A 17622-nucleotide genomic window follows, 5' to 3' on the forward strand; every position below is an offset into this window, starting at 1 on the left:
GCGAAGGAACACACCATGGCCACTACCAAGACCCACAACGCCGACAGCCGCCGCGCCGCCCTCCGCACCCGGACCCGCGAAAACCGCGCCGCCGCCCGCACCCGCCGCGCCGCCCTCATCGCCGCCCACCGCGTCCGCACCGCCGCCCGCTCCCTCTACACCCACGTCCTCGCCACCGGCGCCACCGCCGCCACCGCGAAGGGCATGGTCAGCAGCCTCCGCGACCACGCGAAGAAGAACGCCATCAAGGGCCTCCGCGCCCGCTCCCGCCGCACCTCCGGCGGCTTCCTCCGCAAGGCCACCACCGTCTTCCGCTACACCCGCGCTCAGGTCGCCGCGATCGTCGCCACCTACAAGCCGCGCAAGGCCGAGTACAAGGCCGCCCGCGCCGCCCTCATCGCCGCCTGACCCACCCCCATACCGCCGGGGCGCGGCACCCCCTCCCCCTGCCGCGCCCCGGCCCCTCTCGCACCGAAGACGGAGACACCCGTGATCACCACGCCGCGCGCCACCCCGTACGCCCAGGCCGCCCAGCGCGCCCGCGTCATCGCCGAGACCGCCCTCGACCGCTTCGCCGGGCCCGGCACCATCCAGGTCCTCGTCCGGATCTCCGGACTCCTGGAGGCCGCCGCGCTGTTCCTCGACGACGAGCAGCCGGGCCCGTACGTGTCCGTTCCCGTGGAGGCCACCGAGGCGCTGTGGAAGGCCGACACGCTCGCCGAGGAGCACCCGGACACCCGCTTCCCCGAGGGCTTCACCAACTACGTGCTCCACGCTCTCACCGGCCGTCCGCTGCCCTTCCCGGCCCCGCTGCACCCCGTCTCCGACCGCATGGTGCTCCGTGAGATCGACCTGCGGAACCGGCTCTCCCAGCTCCACGCCGACACCGAGCAGCAGGCCGCCCGCCCCGACGAGTGGCTGCGCGCCGTCCTGACGACGTGGCAGAAGCACATGCGCCTCGCCACCGAGGTCCGCGTCGACAACGCCCGCCCCTGCAACCAGTCCTGACCTGCCCCATCGGGCGGGCCTGTCACAGAACCGGCCCGCCCGACGTACTACCCGGCGAGAGCACGCCGGGCCCGACCACACACGGAGGAACCACCATGCCCACGACGACCCTTGTCGGCCCCGACGCCGACCATCTCGCCTCCGTCCGGACGGCGCTGGACGTCTTCACCCGCGACGGGGACGACCAGGTCGCCACGCTGCGCCTGCATCGTGCGCTCGGCGCCATGGCCGCCCGCACGGGCACGTACGACAGCCTGGACGCCGAACCGGCCGGGCACTGGCTCGATGCCTACTGGGTCGCGTTCGACGCGCAGGACTTGCTGAGGGGCGTCAGGACCGCACAGGCCGGGGGTGTCTCGCTCACCGCCGATGATGTACGCGCCGTCAGCCAGCGCGTCACCCGCGCCATGGACGTGTTCGAGGACGCCGCGTCCAAGGCCCCGGCCCCCGGTCTGCCCGTCGACGAGCACGGCCGCTACAGCCCCGCCCCGGGCACCGAGTACCCGTTCAGCGTCTCCGACATCGCCCGCGCCACGGCCGCCCTCCTCGGCCCGGACTGGACGGCCGAGTCCGGGTACTACGGCGTCACCGGCACGGTCTCCGGGCCCTACGTCACCACCTTCACGTTCCAGGTCGACTACGAGGGCGACCTCGAAATCGTGTACGGGGACCCCGTCGTGGACGACAACTGGCCCGAGATGCCCGAGCTGCCGGACGACGTGGACTTCACCGACAGCGGGGTCTACCTCGTGGGCGCCTGCGCCCCCGACGGGCTTGACTCGCACGCCGAGCGTTCCGCCGCCGTCATCCGCGCCGTCACCGGCCGCTGACCGGCCCTCTGCTGCCGCGCTCCGGGGCCTGGACGCCCGAGCCGCCCCGGGGCGCGGCCCCACCCCTACTTCCAGAACGGACTGCGCCATGACCACCATCGCCGCCCCCGCCCCCGCCGCCGTCGACCTCACCGGACACCCGGCCGTCGAGGAGATGGCCCGGGACCTGCTCGTCGCCACGCCGAACACCCTCGTCGCCCTGGAGCGCGAGGACGGCGGCCCCACCGCCCTGTTCATGGCCGCCGCCCGGGACCGGTTCGCCGAGCGCACCGGTGAGCACGGGCAGCGCATGGGCGACGTCGCACACGCCGTGCTCGCCCGCCTCCGGGAACTGCGCCCCACCTCCTGAACCGCCCCGCGCCCCGTGGGCCGGCTGCCTGGCCCCGGGGCGCGCCCCATGACCCGAAAGGACCCACACCCATGGCGATTCTGCTGCTCGGCCGCTGGGACCACGGCGGCAACCTCCTGGTCGAGGACTCGCAGGAGTTCGAGGACAACGACGACGAGGGCATGAACGCCGCCGCCACCGAGGACGACAAGGGCGGCATGGCCTGGGCCGCGTCGTTCCTCGTGGACAACCACAGCCGCGCCGTTCAGTGCGCGTACGAGGAGTACGTCCGCGACGAGGACGGCGACCTGATCGACGAGGTCGAGGGCTTCCAGCCCACCACCGACTGACCCCACCCACTCACCCAGATTGGACCCCGCTCCGATGGCCACGATCCCGCTGCCCGTCGACCTGACGCAGCTCCCCGACAAGGCGTTGCAGGAGCTTCGCCGCGCAGCCGCAGACGAGCTGAAAGACCGCAACGCGGCCGCGCTCCCAGGAACCGTGCTGAACGCACTCACGGCCGATCTCCTGGACGTTGAGGTCCCCCGCATCGTCCTCGCCGAGTTCACCACCGCCCAGCACGAGAACGGTTACTACTGGTGCGACTTCGCCGTCGAGGTGACGTTCGACGACGGCAGCACCCGGACGCTCGACCTCAGCGAGCACTCCGCGCTCGACGAAGCGCTCGTCGATCACGCGTCCTGGCACGAGGCCACGATCAACGGCGGTTCCTCGCTTCGGTTCGCCCCGGGGCTGCCCGCCCTGATCTACAAGAGCTGACCCCGGGTCGGGGGCGCGCGACACAAGCGCCCCCGACCCGGCTTCCTACCGGCCGGAGAGCACCGCGCCGGGACAGACCACGAACCGAAGGACCCCACCCATGGCTACTGCCACGCCCACCATCCCCGCCGTCGCCCGGCTCCTCGCCTTGGCGCTACCCGCTCGCCGGGGCGAGCCCTGGACCGTCGAGGCGCTCACCGCGCCCGGCGCGCCCACCGTGCTGTCCAGCGGCTCCCGGCGGCTCGTCGTACAGGCCGACGGTTCCCGAGTCGAGGTGCTCCCCGAGTCCGAGAGCTACCCGCGTCTGCCGGGCGCGGTCGCGGACCTGGCCGATGGCGAGACGGCGGCCGTCGAGGACCTGACCCGGCGTCTCCTGCGCATCGTGCTGGCGAAACTCGACGCGGCGCAGGCGCCCCGGGGGCCGTGGACGCCGGACTTCGCGGAGCGGGACCGCGCCCGCCGGGTGGGAGACCTGACCGAGCTGGGGCTCGCGCTCCTGGACTACGGGGTGATGCCCGGCCAGCACGAGCGGACCGACGGCACCGTCCTGGCGTGGCAGACCGCCGACGACGGCGTGTGGCAGGCGTACACGGTCACCGGCCACACGGGGGCCACCCTCCGGTATCAGGGTCCCCTGCGTGGCGTGTACGCCGTTCTCCCGTCCGTTCTGCGCCCCATCGACGCCCCCGCCCCCGTGACGTCAGCCGAGCCGGTGTCCCCGACGGTGTTCACCCGGTACCTGACGGACCGCTTCCCGCAGATGCGGCCCGTGTGCGGCGACGACGTCGAGTCCGGCGGGGGCCAGGAGCCGTCCGCGTCGGTCGGCCTGCCGGACTCCCCCAGCGGGGAGCACGCGAACGACCCGGTCGACGACCACACGACGGTGTGCGCCGAGTTCTCCGTCGGCTTCGACCTGCTGCTCTCCGCCGTCCGGCACCTGGCCTGACCCTCCCCCTGCCGTGCCGCGCCCCGGAGCTCCGGGGCGCGGCTCCCTCGAAAGGCCCCGCCATGACCCCGCCCCTCACCGCACCGACCCGCGCAGCCGGCACAGCGCTGACGCTCGCCGAGGACATCGCCACGCTCCTGCCCGCGCGCGGCGGCACCGTGTGGACCACCGAGCCGTACTCCGCGTGGTGGACCGCCAAGCACCCCGCCGCCCGCCTGGTCCACGGCCACCGCGCCCTCGTCGTCGTCGCCCGCCCCTGGGACACCCAGGTTGGATGGCAACTCCCCGACCGCGAGCCGTACACGCCGGACGTGACCCTGCCTCACGTGGCCGCCGGACCGATCGCCTGCGAGGTCCTGCGCCAGGTGCTCCCCGTCCTCGACGACCAGGCCGCCGCCACCGTGACGGACCCGGCCCGCGCGCGGCACACCCTCCTCGCCGAGATCAGCACCGCGATACGCGCCCAGGGCGCCGCGACGTACGAGCGAGCCGGACTCCTGGTGAACACCGGGACGGTCTCGTGGGGGTCGGGCGGCGCCCGCTACTCGGCCACCCTCAACGGCTCCAACCCGGTGTGCGACGTCCAGATCACCGGCCCGGTGCACGCCGTCGAGAAGGCCGTCGTGCACTTCCTGCCCGCCACGCCCGGCGAACGGCGCCCGGGATTCCCCGTCGACCAGGTCCGCGGCCTCCTCCCGCGCCGCCTGGCCGCGTCCCTGGCGCCCCACACCTGCGTCGAGCAGACCGAGCAGGGCGGCATCGCGTTCGGCCCCAAGAAGGGCGGCCCGTACGGCTATGCGGCCCCGGCCGCCGACCCCGCCGCCCGCGTGCGGGACACGACTCCGGCGTCCGTCGACATCCACGGTGTCGGCATCGACCTCCTGCTCTCCCTCGCCCCGCTCCTTGCCCGCTGAAGGGACCGCCCCCGCCGTGACCACCGCCCCGAACCCCATGGCCACCTTCAAGGCCGCCGCCGACCATGCGGCCGCCGCCGCCCGGCTGGTGCTCCCCGTCATCGCCGCCACGCTCCACGCCCAGTTCCCGACCGGCGCCCATCTCGTCCTCAGCCGCTCCCGGAGCGACGAGGGCGGAGGCCTGTCCCTGGACTCGGTCCGGAACGCCGACGGCACGGTGCTGCGGAACTTCGACGCCGGTTGGGCCTCGCACGTCGTCGTGGCCGCCAACGGCTCGACGTGGTCCCAGATCGTGCAACCCGGCATGACGCCGATGCCCGCCGCGCCCTCGGAGCTGGCGTCCCTGTGGGGGGACGTCGACCACCGCGACCCGTACGCGCTCGTCGGGCTCATTGCCCGGCTCGACGCCCAGGTGCCGCACGGGCTCTTCGACCCGATGCCCGAGGAGCACCTGACAGACGAGGAGTTCGAGGAGCAGGAGGACGGCGGGCCGTCCCTGCTGTGGCTTCCCCTTGCCCCGCTGCCCACCCTCTGACCCACGGTGCGCCCCGCAGGCTCCTGGCCGAGCACACCGGCATGTGCGACCGCAGCACCTGAGGACCGCCCACCAATCAACAAGCGCGCCACCCACGGGAACGGGTGGCGTGTTTCCCCTTTCCCCGCAACTATTGATTCCCCTTGGTGTACTGTTCGTGGTGTTGGTGGAGAGCACCGCCGACGAGGACCACGAAGAAGAGGAACACCAGATGCGGACTCTGCCCCCGGCCATCGCCACCGCCGTCCACGTCGCCACCCTCGCCCGTAAGGCCGGACGCCCCATCCCTCCGAAGGTGTACGCCGTCCTCCAGGCCGCCGCCGCCCCGTGGCCCGCCGAATGGCTGCTCGCTCCCCTGCCCGGCGACCCGATCCGCGTGGTGGAGCTGTTCGCCGGCCCCGGCGGCTGGTCCGAGGGCATCGCCGCCGTCCTGGGCGTCAAGGTCGACGCCGTCGGCGTGGACATCTCGTCCGACGCGTGCGCGACCGCCCGCGCCGCTGGGCACCGCCGAATCTGCGCCGACATCACCACCCTCGACCCCGAGCACATCGCGCTGCGCTACACCGTGGCGGTCATCATCAGCCCGCCTTGCCCCACCTTCTCCCCGGCGGGGAAGTTGACCGGCCTGGACGCCGCGAACATCGAGATCATGTGCGACGCCATCTCCTACGTCGGCGAAGCCGCCGGGTTCCTCCCGATGGAAGAGCTCTACGACTTCCACGATGAGGAGGACTACGACGAGCACGGCCAGTGCCCGTGTGGCGCTGAGGAGGGCTGCCGCGCCCCGTACGCCCCCCGCTCCGGCGCCACCTGGAACGAGGTCCGCGCCCTGGCCGCCGGGGTGAGCGACCCCCGCATCGCGCTGATGCTGGAGGTCGTGATCTGGCCGATGGCTCTCCAGGCCGCCGGTGCGCCGATCCAGTGGATGGCCATGGAGCAGTCCAGCAACCTGCCGGAGGACATCCTCGACTACCTGTCCGGGGAGTTCCGTGGAGCAGACTGGTACTACACCAGCAACGAGATCCTCGAAGCCGCCGACTACGGCCTGCCGTCCCGCCGTAAGCGCGTTTACATGATCGCTTCCCGTCACGTGGCCCCCGCCCCGGTCCGCCGCATCCGACCGCTCCCCTCGACGGCCATGGCCCAGGCCCTCGGCTGGGAGCCCGGCGAGCGCGTCAACACCCGTGGCAACCGGCCCATCGACCCCACGACCGGCCGCGCCAAGGGCGGGAACGCGTTCTCCGCCGACGGCCCGTCCTGGTGCCTCACCGGCAAGTCCCGCACATGGAAGCGTGAGAGCGACGGCCTCCGCCTCACCGAGTCGGAGGCCGGTCTCCTCGTCGGATTCCGTCGCTCCTACCCCTGGCAGGGCTCCCGCACCTCCGCCTTCCAGCAGGCCGCCGACGTCGTCTCCCCCGTCATGGCCGCGATCGTCCTGTCCGGCATGTTCGGAGCCCTCGGCGAGGCCCTAGTACGCGACTACCTCGCCCAGCTCTACGACATGGACGACATGATGGGGCCAGACGACTACTGCCTCGCCACGTAGAGGCGCTCCCGGCCCCCGCCCACCCGGCGGGGGCCGTTGCCGTTCCCAGCGCTTCCGTGGGGGCGTCAGCCTGCCTGCACCCAGTTCCCGGTCCAGCCCACTTCCACGCTCAGCTTCCACGGCTTGTGCCCCTTGGCCTCGCAATCGATCCAGAGCCGCAGGTTCTCCGAGTCCGGGTGGTCATGCCGCCAACGCTGCGCGCCCTCCGCACCCTCGTACCAGAACGGGGCCAGAGAGGGATCCAGTGCAAGACGATGCTCGTCGTGCACGTCCAGGGTGAACGGGCCCAGCGTGCGCCCGAGGGGATCGGCATCGTCCGTTCCCGGACGGAAGCGGAACGGCCCGAAGATGACTTCCGCGCGCTGCTCGGCCGTGGGGCCTGCGCCGAGCACCGGGTCGTTGCTGCGGTCCCGGTCGTTGCGGATGGTGAGCCGCACAGCGTCCAGCCGGCCCAGACCGACCGGGCCGTTGAAGCGCACGTCGAGCCCCTCCAGGCGGCCGTCCTGCCCCACGATCCTTGCGGCGAACTGCGGCGTCAGCTCCGTGTGCCAACGGTCCCGTTCGATCTGGGCCACCGATTCGGCGGTGCCGTGAGCCCGCTGCGCCGTCTTCCAAGAGGCGAACGCGGATATGCCGCTGAACAGAGCTGCGGCGGCTGCGATGGAGGTGTCTGCGATACCCATGCGCGACGGTATCGCGATGCCGCCCACCGCCCCGCTGCGCCCGGCTGTCAGTGGCAGGTGGCACCCTGGGCGGGCCCGGCAGCGTCCAGCCGATGCCGCTGCCGGGCGGACAAGCCCAGAGGAGCCCCCTCATGCAGAGCTACCGCCTCACCTGGACCACGCCGGACGGCGAGCCGAAGGTGTCCGCCGTCTCGTTCAGCGCCACCGCCGCCGAGAGGTACCGGCCGTCCTACGCGGCCCGCGCGGGCGTCCCCGTCGAGATCGTCCTGGTCGACCCGCATGAGGGTCTCCGCCGCTGACCGGAAAGCATCAGTCGCACTGGGCTGACACTGCCATTCTGAACGTCGAGCACCTTCCTGAGGAGCAGCACATGACGCAGAGGCACAACCACAGTCCGGCTGACATCACCCCCGGGACGATCACCCTGTGCGCGACGAAGGAGGTGGCCGGGGGGCTCCAGTGGGCGCACCTGCCCGTGGACCGAGGCCTGTGGGCCGAGGAGGAGTTGCGAGAGGGCTTCCGCACCCGGGTACGGCGCGCGGTGGGCAGCTCATCGGCGCCGGTCGAGGAGATCGAGATCGTCCCGGTCAAGCCCGGCGAGTAGGGCGCGCTACGCGTCCCGGGGAGGCAGGGGGCCGATCCCGCCCCACCGCTCCTTGGCCTCGCTGACGTCCATGCCGAGCGCCCCGGCGATCTCATCCCACGTGTTTCCCCGACCGAGCGCCCGGCCGATGCCCATCATCACGTCGGCCTCGGCGCTGGTGGAGAGCCCGAACGCGAGGCCAAGCGCGCCCAGCGGGTCGCCGAACTCGTCCTCGTAGGCGTCGCATTCGGTGAGCGCCTGGTCGAAGACCCGGAGAGCGTGATGCATGTGCTCGGGCGGCCCGTCAGGCCCGTAGCGGCGCTCCTCGTACGACAGGGGCTCTTCTTCTTCTTCCACGGTTGTCATACCGGGTGAACGAGCGAACGCGGGAACGGGCACGACGCGGCGCAGCCAGCGATGTCAGCGGCTCGAACTAGTCTCCGACCCATGAGCACCGCCGCCCCCGCCTCCGCTCCCGCCGAGGAGCAGCCGTTCGACCCCACCGCCTTCCCCGCCGACCTGCGCGCCGCGCGGCTCCGTGCGAACGCCCTGTACGCCGAGCAGCACACCTTCTCCGCCCGTCTCCCGTGGTCCAGGGAGCCGCACCCCGGATGGGAGCCCGTGTTGAACAAGAACAACAACACGGTCATCGCCCCCGGCCGCGAGGCGTCTCCCGGCTGGGACGCGGACGATGCGGCTGCGTACGACCGGCTCGGCGTGGAGCTGCGCGAGGTGACTGCGGCCATCCAGATGCACCCCTGGTGGGCCACCTGCCGAGAGAACGGAGTCACCGGCCTCGACATCGTCCAGGCGCGCCAGGCCCTCAAGGCCCTCACGGACGCTGCGCCCCTCCAGCAGGACGACGTCGAGAAGACCGCCTGAGCGGGCGGTCCTGTCCTCCGGCACCCCAGAGCACCTAGGGGGTGAAGGGCGCGCCCACTCAGGGCCGCCCGCCCCGCGAGGAGGCCCCCATGGAACGCCCCATCCGCACGTACCAGGTGACGAACCCCAGCGTGCTGTTCACCCCCAGCACCCGCATCACCTTCCGCAGCACCCGCCCGGCGGGCGCGACCGTCACGATCCCCGTCGGCGGCCGCCGCCTCGAGGTGCTGCTCACCGACGTGCCGGTCTACGGCGGCATGTTCGCCGCCGAGCTCCAGGTCACGTACCTGTAGCCGTACCGCTCTGCGGGCCCTCCGGCGGCCGGCGGCGCGGCGCATGGGGCATGTTCCCCTGGCGCCGCTCGTCGGCCGTCCTGGACGGCCCGGAGCCGCTGCCGTGGCTCACCCGCACCCCGGGCTGGGGCCACTCGTACGTCGCGGACGTGACCATCGTGGTCCCGCGCAGGTCCACGTCGACCTGGTAGCGCACCGTGCCGTCCGGGTAGTCGTGCCGGGCCGCGACCGGGGCATAGCGCCAACGCCCGGCGGACCACACCTCGAGCGCGGGCCGGTCGCCCTTCGGCCACGTCCACACCTGCGGGGGCGGGCCGTCCTCCGGGCGCCACGGGCGGGACTGCTCGGGCTCTGGAATCGCGCTCATACCTTGAGGGTAGGCACCGCTCTTCCGTGCGCGGGGCCGGGGAAGAGCTGCTCCAGGAATGGTTGGTGGCGGACCGGGCGACGTAAGGCGGCCGCATCAGGGACTGTCCGGCCGTCCCGTTCCCCGTACCGAAGGATCACCCCGTGTCCGACTCTGTCCCCTCCCCGAAGGCCGTCTGCACGAAGGTGGAGCCGTGTTCGCCGTGTACGCGCTTTACGCGTCTCCTCGCCGCCTACGCCGCCACCGTTCTGGTCTTGATCGCCACCGTGCTCTCCGTGCTTGTTGCCCACGTCCGTGAGCACGAGACGGGCCCGACGCCCGGCCCGTCCCCGACCGTCTCGACGCCTGGCCCCCGGCCGACGACCACGCGCCCGCAGCCGACGACGGCTCCCCCGACCACCGCCCCGCCGGCGACGACCCCTCCGCCGACGTCGGAGCCGACCAGCACGCCCTGCGGCATCTTCGACCCCGAGTGCCCGCCGGGCGGCACGGACGGCGGCACCGTCCAGGGCGTCGGCGACTGATCTCCCGCGGCCCACGACCAAGATCTCAAAAACGTGGGTTAAGCCCCCCCCTGCGCCCCGGCTCGAGGACTTCCCGGCCGGGGCGCAGCTGTGCCCGCTCCCGTGACCGGCCAGTAACCAGGTGCGGACACAAAACCTTCACACCATGCAGGGTGCGCTCCTGCCCGCGGCACGCTTCGCGGCCGTCGCCCGGCGGCCCCGTTCCTCGGGCGGAAGGGAGCAGCTCGTGCAGCCGCACGTCATAGAGGCACTCGACTACTGGCGGACCACCTGGGAGGAGCAGCAGTCCGCTGCGCAGGAAGCGTTCACCGCGGCGTTCCCCGCCCTCGACACGGCCGATCCACGGTGCCGGTGCTACGGCCCGACCCTGCGCTGGGAGAAGCCGGGAGAGGGCTCGGGGAAGGTGTGCCTGGACGATCACGGGCGCGCCACGATCGAGTTCGAGGACGTCGACAAGGCCGCCGTCGGCAAGGCCATGGAAGAGGTCTGGGGCGTCGACTGGTTCGACGAAGGCCCCGGCGGGTTCGCCCAGGCCGAGCCTGGCGAGTACACGTACGAGGATGAGTCCACGTATGCGGAGTACTACATCAAGGTCCACGACAACGGTCTCGCCACCGTCGCGGTCTCGTACGTGAAGGTCGAGGACATCGTCACGCACCTTGAGGCCCTTGAGCGGGCGCTCGCCGAGCAGCGCACGGACTGACCTGGGTGGGAGGAGAGGTGACGTGGTGCCCCGGATCCGTATCGCGTCACCTCACTCGCCCGGCAGAATCGTGGGCATGGAGCCCATCCTCGCCTTCGCCGCCGCGCTCGCGGTCTCCGCCGCCGGCGTGGCCGCGGCCCGCGTCATCGCCCGCCCCCGCGCGGCGCTCGCCGTGCGGACCCCCGGCCGGACCGTCGACGTCGAGGGGTGGCGGCAGGCCCACGTGGCGCGTATCGAGACGTACGCGGAGTTCGCCGCGGCGGCCGACCGGATCGGCGCCGTCGTCGAGATGTGGCCCGCACTCCCCCAAGAGGTCCGGCACGACCAGCGCGCGGCCGCGGCTGCGCACCTGCGGGACCTTGAGCAGCGTCGCGCCCGGCTCGTCCTCCACGGTGGGCCCGTCTTCCAGGCCGCTGCCGGCGAGCTCGTCGATGCCTGCACACGGCTCGTGGACGCCCTGGACGTCGACGCTCCTTCCGGCCCTGTCACCACGGCACAGCGCGCGCTCGCGGCGCCGTTCCTGCGCGCGGGCCGGGAGCACCTGGACGCCGAGGCCCGGCAGCACTTCGGGGCGTAGGCCGCGGGCGCAGCCTCTCCCTGAGGCTCTGGCCGCCCGTCCTGTGCCACGTGCGAAGGGGGCACAGGACCGGGCACCCACCGACACCCGTCCTGTAGGGCGTCGCTGTGACCGTACGGAACAGGACCCGGCTGCGCACCCGCTGACGGCCCGCCGGGTGACGACGACAGGTGAGGTGACGCGGCCAGAGCAGGAATCGCGCGTCACCTCACCTCACGAGGCACGGTAGCCGTGCCGTCCCCGTTCTCCGAGTCGTTCAGCCAGCGTGAACACCATCGACGAGCACGCCGACGCTGTCGCGGAGGCGGCGAGCGTGCTGGCAGACGCCGGGCCCTGGAGCGACATGGCCATGTACGACGTCCTCGCCGCCGTGGAGATCCTCAGCCGGGCCGCTGGTGATCGCCTGGCCCCGGCGGTGGCCGACCATCTCCGTGCCGCTGCGGCGTCCGCCACTGCTGCCCGGAGCCAGCTCGAGGGCTCCGCACCGGAACGGCCTCGGAGGCCTGCCGCTCGTCCGGGCCGTCGGCGAGGGCTCGGCCCCGGCGCGCTCACCGCTCTCCAGCGCCCCCTGTAGCTACGCGAGACCGGGCGCCAGGCCCACCAGGCGACGTAAGGCGCGGCCGCCCGTCACTCTCCCCGCCTCGCCCCCGGGCGCGCCCACCAGGGCCGTGAACACCGCGGCCCGGCGCCCGGGGGCAGGCGAGGAGAGCACTGCTGTGAAGGCGCGACGGCGCACAGGGCCCACCGACGTGGTGAAGGCCCTCGTCTACGACCGGGACGGCGGCGCGTGCGTGCGCTGCGGTACCCGTGAGCACCTGACGATCCACCACCGCGTGAACCGCGGCATGGGCGGCGCCAGGGAGGCGTGGATCAACCAGGCGCACAACCTGCTGCTCGTCTGCACGGTGTGCAACGGCTGGTTCGAGGACAACCCCCGGCAGTCGTACGAGGCCGGGTGGAAGGTCCGCCGGCCGGAGCTCCCGAGCGAGGTCCTGGTCCGCTACGCCGACGGCCACGAGTACCTGCTCACCCCGGATGGCGTGCGGGCCGCCACCGTGGCGGCGGTGGCCCGATGAAGCGCCGCCTGTGGGCCGCCCGCGGCCGAGAGAAGTACCTCCCGCTCCGGCGCCCCTGGCGGGCGCCCCGCCGGTCATCGGCCAGGACCGACTCGAGTTGGCTCGCGTCCTCCCTTGAGGGGCTCATCGAGGGCCTCCTCGACGCCCTGTTCTCGTGGGGGCGGCGATGAAGTTCCTCAGGCGTGAACCGTGCCGTATCCGGTCGTGGCTCGATGCAGGGCTGGAGTGCCAGCGGCCGCAGAAGCACAGGGGCCCGCACCGGGCGTCCCCGGCCGACACGGATCCGATGCACCGCTCGTGGACGGGGAGCGGCATGTACGAGTGGCGCCCCGGCACGGCGCGGCACTGGCAGCACCGTCTCGACGAGTATGTGGGCCTCGCGATCGGCGTGGCGTACACCTCCGTCCTGATGGCGTTCTCCCTGCTGCAGCAGGCGCTCATCGTGGTCGTCCTGTACGCGGTGATGCAGACCCGTCAGCCGCACTTCGTGGACCTCGGCCGGTTCTCCGCAGGGATCTGGCCCGAGCCGCGTCGAGGAGGGTCGACCTCGTTCCTCGCCATCGGCTGGGGGATCGACGGCGGCGGGCGGGCGCCGCACCGCTCGGGTCTGTGGATCACTCTGGGCGGGGTGACCGTGGGCGCGTTCGCCTTGATGACGCGGGACGAGTGGGCCCAGTGGACGGCGTACAAGGCGCAGGGGTCCCCGTACGCCCCGGAGAACTTCGAGCGCTTCCTCAAGGACGGTGACCAGTGAGCCCTCGGATCACAGTGCGGCGCCGCATCCGGGCTCCGCGGTATCTGCGGCTCGGGCTGTACCGGGCATGGATGGCCCGGATCCCGCAGAGCCCGCCCCTCGGCTTCGGCCGGATCGCGACCACGGACACCCCCGAGGCTCCGGCGCCGGGGCAGACGGTCGTGAACGATGGGAACGGCTGGGTCCTGGTTGTCGCCGGCGTCGGGTTCGCCGTCATCCGGTGCAGGTCGGTGCCCGTGCGGTAGGCGCGCCCCTGACAAGACTGTTCCCCTTGGTGTACTGTTCTCGCCGATGCGGAGGCATGGGGTTCCCCCAGTCGCCGCGCCGGCGCACACCGCGCCACATCGGATGGAGAACAGCCACCATGTCCAAGGCTGATTTCAAGTTCGGCCCGCGGATCGCGGCCCCTGACTACGCGAAGATCACCACAGACGCACAGCAGCAGGTCCTCAAGGAGCTCGGCCTCGACCGGCCCGAGAACGTGGTCGCCATGGCGCGCCCCGACCTCCTGCTCGAGAAGGCCTCTCAGATCGTCCAGCAGGCAGACGCCGAGCTCGGCCTGCACCTCGCTGAGCGAGACAAGGCCATCGGACACCTGTGGTTCTACGAGCAGCGCCTCGGTCTGGCCAAGTCCGCCGGCCTGACGCACACCGGCTACCGCAATGTCCTCTCCGTCGTTCTGCACGGCAACAAGAAGCAGCCCGTCGGGGACTTCCGGACCGTCCCGGAACTCGTCGCGGCTGCCGAGGCCGCCGGCGTCGAGCGCGTCGACAACGCGGAGCAGAAGCTCCTCGAGGCCGCCCCGATCGTGGTCGCGGCTCGGGCGCGCAGGGAGACGGCCATCCGCTACCAGCACGACGCGGTCCTCGCCCTGCTGCGCCCGCCCTACAAGTGGTCGACCGACAAGATCGCCGACCTCGCGGGCATCGACCGGAAGCTGGTCCTGCGACAGAAGTACGCGGCCGAGAAGCGCGAGACCGCATAGAGACCCCTGCACCACCCGAGACCGGCCCCAGCAGCACTGGGGCCGGTCTCTTTGCTGTAAAACCGCTGGTCACACCGGGGCCCAGGAATCGGGCTCCGGTACTTGTGCATCACCGGGGCCCAGGAACCGGGCCCCGGTTTCCCGGGCGCCGGTCTTCCGGGCGCCGACAGACCGGGTTCCGGAAACCTGGGCCCCTTTAGTAACAAGATCAAGCACCACCATTAAGTAGGTTCCGATGCCTTCGCTTCGCTCAGGCATCGGCGCGTTCCGGGTGGCCTTAGCGCTCGAGCGGGACAAGACGCAGCGGCGGCACGAGGGCGGGGGTGTCACAGAAATCGACGGTCCGACGTTCCCCCTCACATGACGCAGCGATCCATGCCCCCGCGCACGATGCTCCCGCCCAACCTGAACCGGCACCTCTACGAGGTCCAACGCCGCGCCGCCCAGGAAGAAGGCAGGGAGATGCCGCCGTGGTGGCGCCTTAACGCAGAGCAGCGAGCAGCCATCGAGAACGCTCTGAACCTCTTCCGCGAGGCCATCCGCGCCTCCGAGGAGGAGCAGGACCTCGTCGGCAGCTACAACGCCAGCGCCCCCTCCACGCCGCCAGCCCCGGAACCGCCCGCCGCTGAGACATCGACGACCGGCCCCTGCACCTGCCCCGGCTGTAGCACAGCCGCCGCGATCACCCAGGCGCTCCGCACGGCCTTCGCGTCGAGCGGCATGACCGTCTCCGAACCGCCGCCGGGGGGCTTCAGTCCGCTCTCGGTCCGCGTCGTCCCCCTCGACGCCCGCCGCTGGGGGATACCGCTGTCCGAAGAGGAGAAGGCCCGGCTCGAGGCCGTCGCGAACGGCGTGCTCGGCCCGACACTCATCGCCGCGAGCATCGACCCCGCCATCCTCGAGGGGCGGGCGCCCCGCGGCCCCCGCGTCGACCGGGTGGAGTTCGGCCCCACCGAGGCCTCCCAGGGCCAGGGCGCGCCCCCGGCCGTGACCCGGCAGGACGTCCTCAACTGGTTCAACGACGTCCTCGAGGACGGGGAGCGCCAGGAGCCGGTCCTGTCGTTCGACCTGCAGCCGATCCGGCTCGAGGGCAGCCTCACGACCGAGGTCGAGAACTTCCGCGCCAACCCGCGCCTCTTCGGCTTCCCGCACGGGAGGGTGTAACAAATTCGGGCCGCCGACGTACTACATGTGCGGCCGACCTACTGCCCCAACATTTCCACCGGGGCGAGGGAACCTGGCCACATCCCCCGAAGCCGGGGTGACGCCCTGAACATCCATCCCCGGGTGCGAGGGCCTCACCCCGGCACAGACTTCCGGCACGGGCGTCACCCCTGACAGGCAGCGGGTGACACGTTGTTCATGCGACTGCCGGAACCGCGGCCTGGTCGACGGTCTGGGCATGGACCCCTCGGCCAGGCCGCGACACTAGATCCCGGCGAGCGGCACCTTCCCCGGCATGTCCCGCACGCAGCCCCCGCCGACCCGCCTCCGCGTGGCCCCTTCCCGCAGGGAGCTGCAGAAGGCGCGGAAACCCGGCGTCGTCTCCCGCGACGCCGCCAACGTCGCCGACATCCTCCTCCGTGCGCCCGCCGCCGCCCGACGCCGGGCCTTCAAGCACGACGTGAGCGTCCGCGAGCGCCCGTACGTGATGCGGGAGGTCGAGCGGGCCACCGGCTCGATGTACGGCCTGTGGCAGGACACGCCCTCCGGCTTCATCGAGGACGTCCTCGGAGAGAGCATCTGGTCCCGCCAGCGGGAGATCGTCGACGCCGTCCCGTTCCACAAGCGCACCGCCGTCCCCGCCGGCTTCGGCGTCGGGAAGACCTGGATCGCTGGCCGGCTCGTCGCGTGGGCCGGGTCGGTCAACGCCCCTGGAACGATGGTCATCGTCACCACCGCGACCCGGTTCCGGCAGGTCCGAAATCAGTTGTGGCCGCACATCCGGAAGACCGTCGCCCGCGCGGGCCTGCCCGGCTACTGCGACACCACCCAGTGGAAGATCCCCGACCAGTGGGGCAACGACGTCATCGTCGCCTACGGCTTCACGGCGCCCGAGAACGACGAAGCCGCCATGCAGGGCATCCACGGCACCCCGAAGCTCCTCATCGTCGTCGACGAGGCCGGCGGTATCGCCCGGACCATCGGCAACGGCACGAACAACCTGCTGACCGGTGACGCCCGCATGCTGGCCATCGGCAACCCGGCCATGGACGACCCCCGTTCCTGGTTCGAGGGCCTGTGCGAGGAAGGCGAGGACCCGGAAGAGCCCGGCACCATCACCATCCCCATCGCGACGTTCGCCTCCCCCGCCATCACCAAGGAGCGCGTCCCGTACTGCAACGACTGCCCCGACGGCGTGCCCCAGCACTCCCTTGCCATCCACCTGCCCGACCAGGAGTGGGTGGACCGCACCATCCGGGAGTACGGGCCCGACCACCCGTACGTCATCGCGAAGGTCCACGCGAAGTTCCCCAAGGGCGGCGGAGGCCTCACGATCCCCGTCACCTGGGTCGAGGCGGCGCAGCAGAGCGACGACCCGACCGGGCCCGGCTGGCACCGCCTGTGCGACCTCGGCCTCGAGGAGGAGACCGCCACCCACACGGTGAAGGAAGGCGCCTGGATCCGCCTCGGCGTCGACGTCGCGGCCGACGGCGGCGATGAATTCGTCATCACCCGCATCGTCGGAGACGTCATCGAGAGCCGCTACAGCTCTTCCGGCACCATGAACGACGACCAGGTCCTCCTCGCCGAGAAGGTCCTCGAGGAGATCGCCGCCGCGCAACGCCTCGCCGTCGCACTCCGCTCCCCGCACCCCGTCCGCGTCAAGGTCGACCAGAACGGCATCGGCCACGGCGTGGTGTCCATGCTCAAGCGCTGGGCCGACACCGGCCGCCACCAGGCGCAGATCGTCGGCGTCATGGTGTCCGAGTCCCCCACCCAGGACGACCCCGGCGCCGTCATGCGCCCGTACCGCAAACGCGACGAGATGTGGCTCGCCACCAGAGGCCTGCTCCAGCCCGACCCGTCCACTGGCCTCGGCCGCCTCCGGCTCCGCGTCGACCGGCAGACCGGCATCCAGCTCTCCACCCCCCGCCTCGGCTCCAACGCCGCCGGCTACTCCGTCGTCGAGTCGAAGAGGGCCATGAAGCAGCGCGGCATGAAGTCCCCCGACCGCGCCGACGCTGCCCTGCTCACCGTGTACGAGCCTGAGCCGATCAACCCGCCGCGCCGCCGGGGTCTGCTGAACTAGCCGGCCCGATTTCGGGCACCGGATACGGAATCCGCAGCTCACAGTGCAAACT

Annotated in this window: 26 protein-coding genes; 23 read left to right on the forward strand and 3 right to left on the reverse strand. The window is 72.1% G+C overall.

Translation table 11 applies throughout. The features are described from left to right. The first annotated feature begins 15 nt into the window (after nucleotides 1-15). From ABTY59_RS32010 to ABTY59_RS32055, 10 genes are all read left to right on the forward strand, one after another. Nucleotides 16-408, forward strand: coding sequence for a hypothetical protein (locus ABTY59_RS32010; RefSeq protein ID WP_352022592.1), 393 nt, complete (start codon nucleotides 16-18; stop codon nucleotides 406-408). An 81-nt stretch (nucleotides 409-489) separates the two neighbouring features. Continuing rightward, entirely contained in the window at nucleotides 490-1008 is a 519-nt protein-coding gene (locus ABTY59_RS32015) for a hypothetical protein (protein WP_352022593.1), read from the forward strand. Nucleotides 1009-1103: 95 nt separating this feature from the next. Then, on the forward strand, nucleotides 1104-1838 hold the full coding sequence (locus ABTY59_RS32020) for a hypothetical protein (protein WP_352022594.1): 735 nt from the start codon (nucleotides 1104-1106) through the stop codon (nucleotides 1836-1838). A gap of 88 nt (nucleotides 1839-1926) precedes the next feature. Then, nucleotides 1927-2187, forward strand: a complete 261-nt coding sequence (locus tag ABTY59_RS32025; RefSeq protein WP_352022595.1) for a hypothetical protein — start codon at nucleotides 1927-1929, stop codon at nucleotides 2185-2187. 71 nt (nucleotides 2188-2258) lie between these two features. Beyond that, on the forward strand, nucleotides 2259-2516 hold the full coding sequence (locus ABTY59_RS32030; RefSeq protein WP_352022596.1) for a hypothetical protein: 258 nt from the start codon (nucleotides 2259-2261) through the stop codon (nucleotides 2514-2516). Between the two features lie 34 nt (nucleotides 2517-2550). Further along, nucleotides 2551-2949, forward strand: coding sequence for a hypothetical protein (locus ABTY59_RS32035; RefSeq protein WP_352022597.1), 399 nt, complete (start codon nucleotides 2551-2553; stop codon nucleotides 2947-2949). 100 nt (nucleotides 2950-3049) lie between these two features. Further along, the gene (locus ABTY59_RS32040; RefSeq protein ID WP_352022598.1) at nucleotides 3050-3895 is read left to right on the forward strand and encodes a hypothetical protein; all 846 of its coding nucleotides are present in this window, start codon (nucleotides 3050-3052) and stop codon (nucleotides 3893-3895) included. Nucleotides 3896-3957: 62 nt separating this feature from the next. Continuing rightward, on the forward strand, nucleotides 3958-4809 hold the full coding sequence (locus ABTY59_RS32045) for a hypothetical protein (RefSeq protein ID WP_352022599.1): 852 nt from the start codon (nucleotides 3958-3960) through the stop codon (nucleotides 4807-4809). Between the two features lie 16 nt (nucleotides 4810-4825). Further along, entirely contained in the window at nucleotides 4826-5344 is a 519-nt protein-coding gene (locus ABTY59_RS32050) for a hypothetical protein (RefSeq protein WP_352022600.1), read from the forward strand. A 211-nt stretch (nucleotides 5345-5555) separates the two neighbouring features. Beyond that, nucleotides 5556-6890 carry a DNA cytosine methyltransferase gene (locus ABTY59_RS32055; RefSeq protein ID WP_352022601.1) on the forward strand — a complete coding sequence of 445 codons (1335 nt, stop codon included), beginning with the start codon at nucleotides 5556-5558 and terminating at the stop codon, nucleotides 6888-6890. Between the two features lie 65 nt (nucleotides 6891-6955). Here the strand turns inward: ABTY59_RS32055 and ABTY59_RS32060 are convergent, their stop codons facing one another. Continuing rightward, the gene (locus tag ABTY59_RS32060; protein ID WP_352022602.1) at nucleotides 6956-7573 is read right to left on the reverse strand and encodes a hypothetical protein; all 618 of its coding nucleotides are present in this window, start codon (nucleotides 7571-7573) and stop codon (nucleotides 6956-6958) included. Between the two features lie 131 nt (nucleotides 7574-7704). Here ABTY59_RS32060 and ABTY59_RS32065 point away from each other — a divergent pair, with 131 nt between their 5' ends. Continuing rightward, nucleotides 7705-7872, forward strand: coding sequence for a hypothetical protein (locus tag ABTY59_RS32065; protein ID WP_352022603.1), 168 nt, complete (start codon nucleotides 7705-7707; stop codon nucleotides 7870-7872). 71 nt (nucleotides 7873-7943) lie between these two features. Continuing rightward, the gene (locus ABTY59_RS32070; RefSeq protein ID WP_352022604.1) at nucleotides 7944-8177 is read left to right on the forward strand and encodes a hypothetical protein; all 234 of its coding nucleotides are present in this window, start codon (nucleotides 7944-7946) and stop codon (nucleotides 8175-8177) included. Between the two features lie 6 nt (nucleotides 8178-8183). Here the strand turns inward: ABTY59_RS32070 and ABTY59_RS32075 are convergent, their stop codons facing one another. After that, a complete protein-coding gene (locus ABTY59_RS32075; protein ID WP_352022605.1) occupies nucleotides 8184-8522 on the reverse strand; it encodes a hypothetical protein in 339 nt (112 codons plus the stop codon). 81 nt (nucleotides 8523-8603) lie between these two features. Between ABTY59_RS32075 and ABTY59_RS32080 the strand changes: the two genes are divergently transcribed. Then, nucleotides 8604-9038 (forward strand): DUF8825 domain-containing protein, encoded by a 435-nt coding sequence (locus tag ABTY59_RS32080; protein ID WP_352022606.1) that lies wholly within the window; start codon nucleotides 8604-8606, stop codon nucleotides 9036-9038. 89 nt (nucleotides 9039-9127) lie between these two features. After that, a complete protein-coding gene (locus ABTY59_RS32085) occupies nucleotides 9128-9331 on the forward strand; it encodes a hypothetical protein (RefSeq protein WP_352022607.1) in 204 nt (67 codons plus the stop codon). Here ABTY59_RS32085 and ABTY59_RS32090 read toward each other — a convergent pair. After that, nucleotides 9318-9698 (reverse strand): hypothetical protein, encoded by a 381-nt coding sequence (locus ABTY59_RS32090; RefSeq protein ID WP_352022608.1) that lies wholly within the window; start codon nucleotides 9696-9698, stop codon nucleotides 9318-9320. The two genes, ABTY59_RS32085 and ABTY59_RS32090, sit on opposite strands and share 14 nt — an antisense overlap. Before the next feature lie 254 nt (nucleotides 9699-9952). Between ABTY59_RS32090 and ABTY59_RS32095 the strand changes: the two genes are divergently transcribed. The 9 genes from ABTY59_RS32095 (at nucleotide 9953) to ABTY59_RS32135 (ending at nucleotide 17570) form a co-directional block, all read left to right on the forward strand. Next, the gene (locus ABTY59_RS32095) at nucleotides 9953-10222 is read left to right on the forward strand and encodes a hypothetical protein (RefSeq protein ID WP_352022609.1); all 270 of its coding nucleotides are present in this window, start codon (nucleotides 9953-9955) and stop codon (nucleotides 10220-10222) included. A gap of 145 nt (nucleotides 10223-10367) precedes the next feature. Further along, on the forward strand, nucleotides 10368-10925 hold the full coding sequence (locus ABTY59_RS32100) for a hypothetical protein (protein ID WP_352022610.1): 558 nt from the start codon (nucleotides 10368-10370) through the stop codon (nucleotides 10923-10925). A gap of 76 nt (nucleotides 10926-11001) precedes the next feature. Further along, the gene (locus ABTY59_RS32105; RefSeq protein ID WP_352022611.1) at nucleotides 11002-11502 is read left to right on the forward strand and encodes a hypothetical protein; all 501 of its coding nucleotides are present in this window, start codon (nucleotides 11002-11004) and stop codon (nucleotides 11500-11502) included. Between the two features lie 716 nt (nucleotides 11503-12218). Further along, nucleotides 12219-12578, forward strand: a complete 360-nt coding sequence (locus ABTY59_RS32110; protein WP_352022612.1) for an HNH endonuclease — start codon at nucleotides 12219-12221, stop codon at nucleotides 12576-12578. A 313-nt stretch (nucleotides 12579-12891) separates the two neighbouring features. Continuing rightward, on the forward strand, nucleotides 12892-13332 hold the full coding sequence (locus ABTY59_RS32115) for a hypothetical protein (protein ID WP_352022613.1): 441 nt from the start codon (nucleotides 12892-12894) through the stop codon (nucleotides 13330-13332). Beyond that, nucleotides 13329-13577 (forward strand): hypothetical protein, encoded by a 249-nt coding sequence (locus ABTY59_RS32120; RefSeq protein ID WP_352022614.1) that lies wholly within the window; start codon nucleotides 13329-13331, stop codon nucleotides 13575-13577. The genes ABTY59_RS32115 and ABTY59_RS32120 overlap by 4 nt, the downstream gene beginning before the upstream one ends. 119 nt (nucleotides 13578-13696) lie before the next feature. After that, nucleotides 13697-14317, forward strand: coding sequence for a hypothetical protein (locus ABTY59_RS32125; protein WP_352022615.1), 621 nt, complete (start codon nucleotides 13697-13699; stop codon nucleotides 14315-14317). 360 nt (nucleotides 14318-14677) lie between these two features. Then, nucleotides 14678-15481, forward strand: coding sequence for a hypothetical protein (locus tag ABTY59_RS32130; RefSeq protein ID WP_352022616.1), 804 nt, complete (start codon nucleotides 14678-14680; stop codon nucleotides 15479-15481). 295 nt (nucleotides 15482-15776) lie between these two features. Beyond that, on the forward strand, nucleotides 15777-17570 hold the full coding sequence (locus ABTY59_RS32135) for a hypothetical protein (protein WP_352022617.1): 1794 nt from the start codon (nucleotides 15777-15779) through the stop codon (nucleotides 17568-17570). Nucleotides 17571-17622 lie beyond the last annotated feature (52 nt).

The organism is Streptomyces sp. NPDC096079 (assembly GCF_040303145.1).
Lineage (GTDB): Bacteria > Actinomycetota > Actinomycetes > Streptomycetales > Streptomycetaceae > Streptomyces.

What these genes read in the sequence shown, in the direction of transcription:
- ABTY59_RS32010 (WP_352022592.1), top strand. Translation starts at nt 16, where the DNA reads ATGGCCACTACCAAGACCCACAACGCCGACAGCCGCCGCGCCGCCCTC.
- ABTY59_RS32020 (WP_352022594.1), top strand. Translation starts at nt 1,104, where the DNA reads ATGCCCACGACGACCCTTGTCGGCCCCGACGCCGACCATCTCGCCTCC.
- ABTY59_RS32025 (WP_352022595.1), top strand. Translation starts at nt 1,927, where the DNA reads ATGACCACCATCGCCGCCCCCGCCCCCGCCGCCGTCGACCTCACCGGA.
- ABTY59_RS32030 (WP_352022596.1), top strand. Translation starts at nt 2,259, where the DNA reads ATGGCGATTCTGCTGCTCGGCCGCTGGGACCACGGCGGCAACCTCCTG.
- ABTY59_RS32035 (WP_352022597.1), top strand. Translation starts at nt 2,551, where the DNA reads ATGGCCACGATCCCGCTGCCCGTCGACCTGACGCAGCTCCCCGACAAG.
- ABTY59_RS32040 (WP_352022598.1), top strand. Translation starts at nt 3,050, where the DNA reads ATGGCTACTGCCACGCCCACCATCCCCGCCGTCGCCCGGCTCCTCGCC.
- ABTY59_RS32045 (WP_352022599.1), top strand. Translation starts at nt 3,958, where the DNA reads ATGACCCCGCCCCTCACCGCACCGACCCGCGCAGCCGGCACAGCGCTG.
- ABTY59_RS32055 (WP_352022601.1), top strand. Translation starts at nt 5,556, where the DNA reads ATGCGGACTCTGCCCCCGGCCATCGCCACCGCCGTCCACGTCGCCACC.
- ABTY59_RS32060 (WP_352022602.1), bottom strand. Translation starts at nt 7,573, where the DNA reads ATGGGTATCGCAGACACCTCCATCGCAGCCGCCGCAGCTCTGTTCAGC.
- ABTY59_RS32065 (WP_352022603.1), top strand. Translation starts at nt 7,705, where the DNA reads ATGCAGAGCTACCGCCTCACCTGGACCACGCCGGACGGCGAGCCGAAG.
- ABTY59_RS32070 (WP_352022604.1), top strand. Translation starts at nt 7,944, where the DNA reads ATGACGCAGAGGCACAACCACAGTCCGGCTGACATCACCCCCGGGACG.
- ABTY59_RS32075 (WP_352022605.1), bottom strand. Translation starts at nt 8,522, where the DNA reads ATGACAACCGTGGAAGAAGAAGAAGAGCCCCTGTCGTACGAGGAGCGC.
- ABTY59_RS32080 (WP_352022606.1), top strand. Translation starts at nt 8,604, where the DNA reads ATGAGCACCGCCGCCCCCGCCTCCGCTCCCGCCGAGGAGCAGCCGTTC.
- ABTY59_RS32085 (WP_352022607.1), top strand. Translation starts at nt 9,128, where the DNA reads ATGGAACGCCCCATCCGCACGTACCAGGTGACGAACCCCAGCGTGCTG.
- ABTY59_RS32090 (WP_352022608.1), bottom strand. Translation starts at nt 9,698, where the DNA reads ATGAGCGCGATTCCAGAGCCCGAGCAGTCCCGCCCGTGGCGCCCGGAG.
- ABTY59_RS32100 (WP_352022610.1), top strand. Translation starts at nt 10,368, where the DNA reads ATGCAGGGTGCGCTCCTGCCCGCGGCACGCTTCGCGGCCGTCGCCCGG.
- ABTY59_RS32105 (WP_352022611.1), top strand. Translation starts at nt 11,002, where the DNA reads ATGGAGCCCATCCTCGCCTTCGCCGCCGCGCTCGCGGTCTCCGCCGCC.
- ABTY59_RS32115 (WP_352022613.1), top strand. Translation starts at nt 12,892, where the DNA reads ATGTACGAGTGGCGCCCCGGCACGGCGCGGCACTGGCAGCACCGTCTC.
- ABTY59_RS32125 (WP_352022615.1), top strand. Translation starts at nt 13,697, where the DNA reads ATGTCCAAGGCTGATTTCAAGTTCGGCCCGCGGATCGCGGCCCCTGAC.
- ABTY59_RS32130 (WP_352022616.1), top strand. Translation starts at nt 14,678, where the DNA reads ATGACGCAGCGATCCATGCCCCCGCGCACGATGCTCCCGCCCAACCTG.
- ABTY59_RS32135 (WP_352022617.1), top strand. Translation starts at nt 15,777, where the DNA reads ATGTCCCGCACGCAGCCCCCGCCGACCCGCCTCCGCGTGGCCCCTTCC.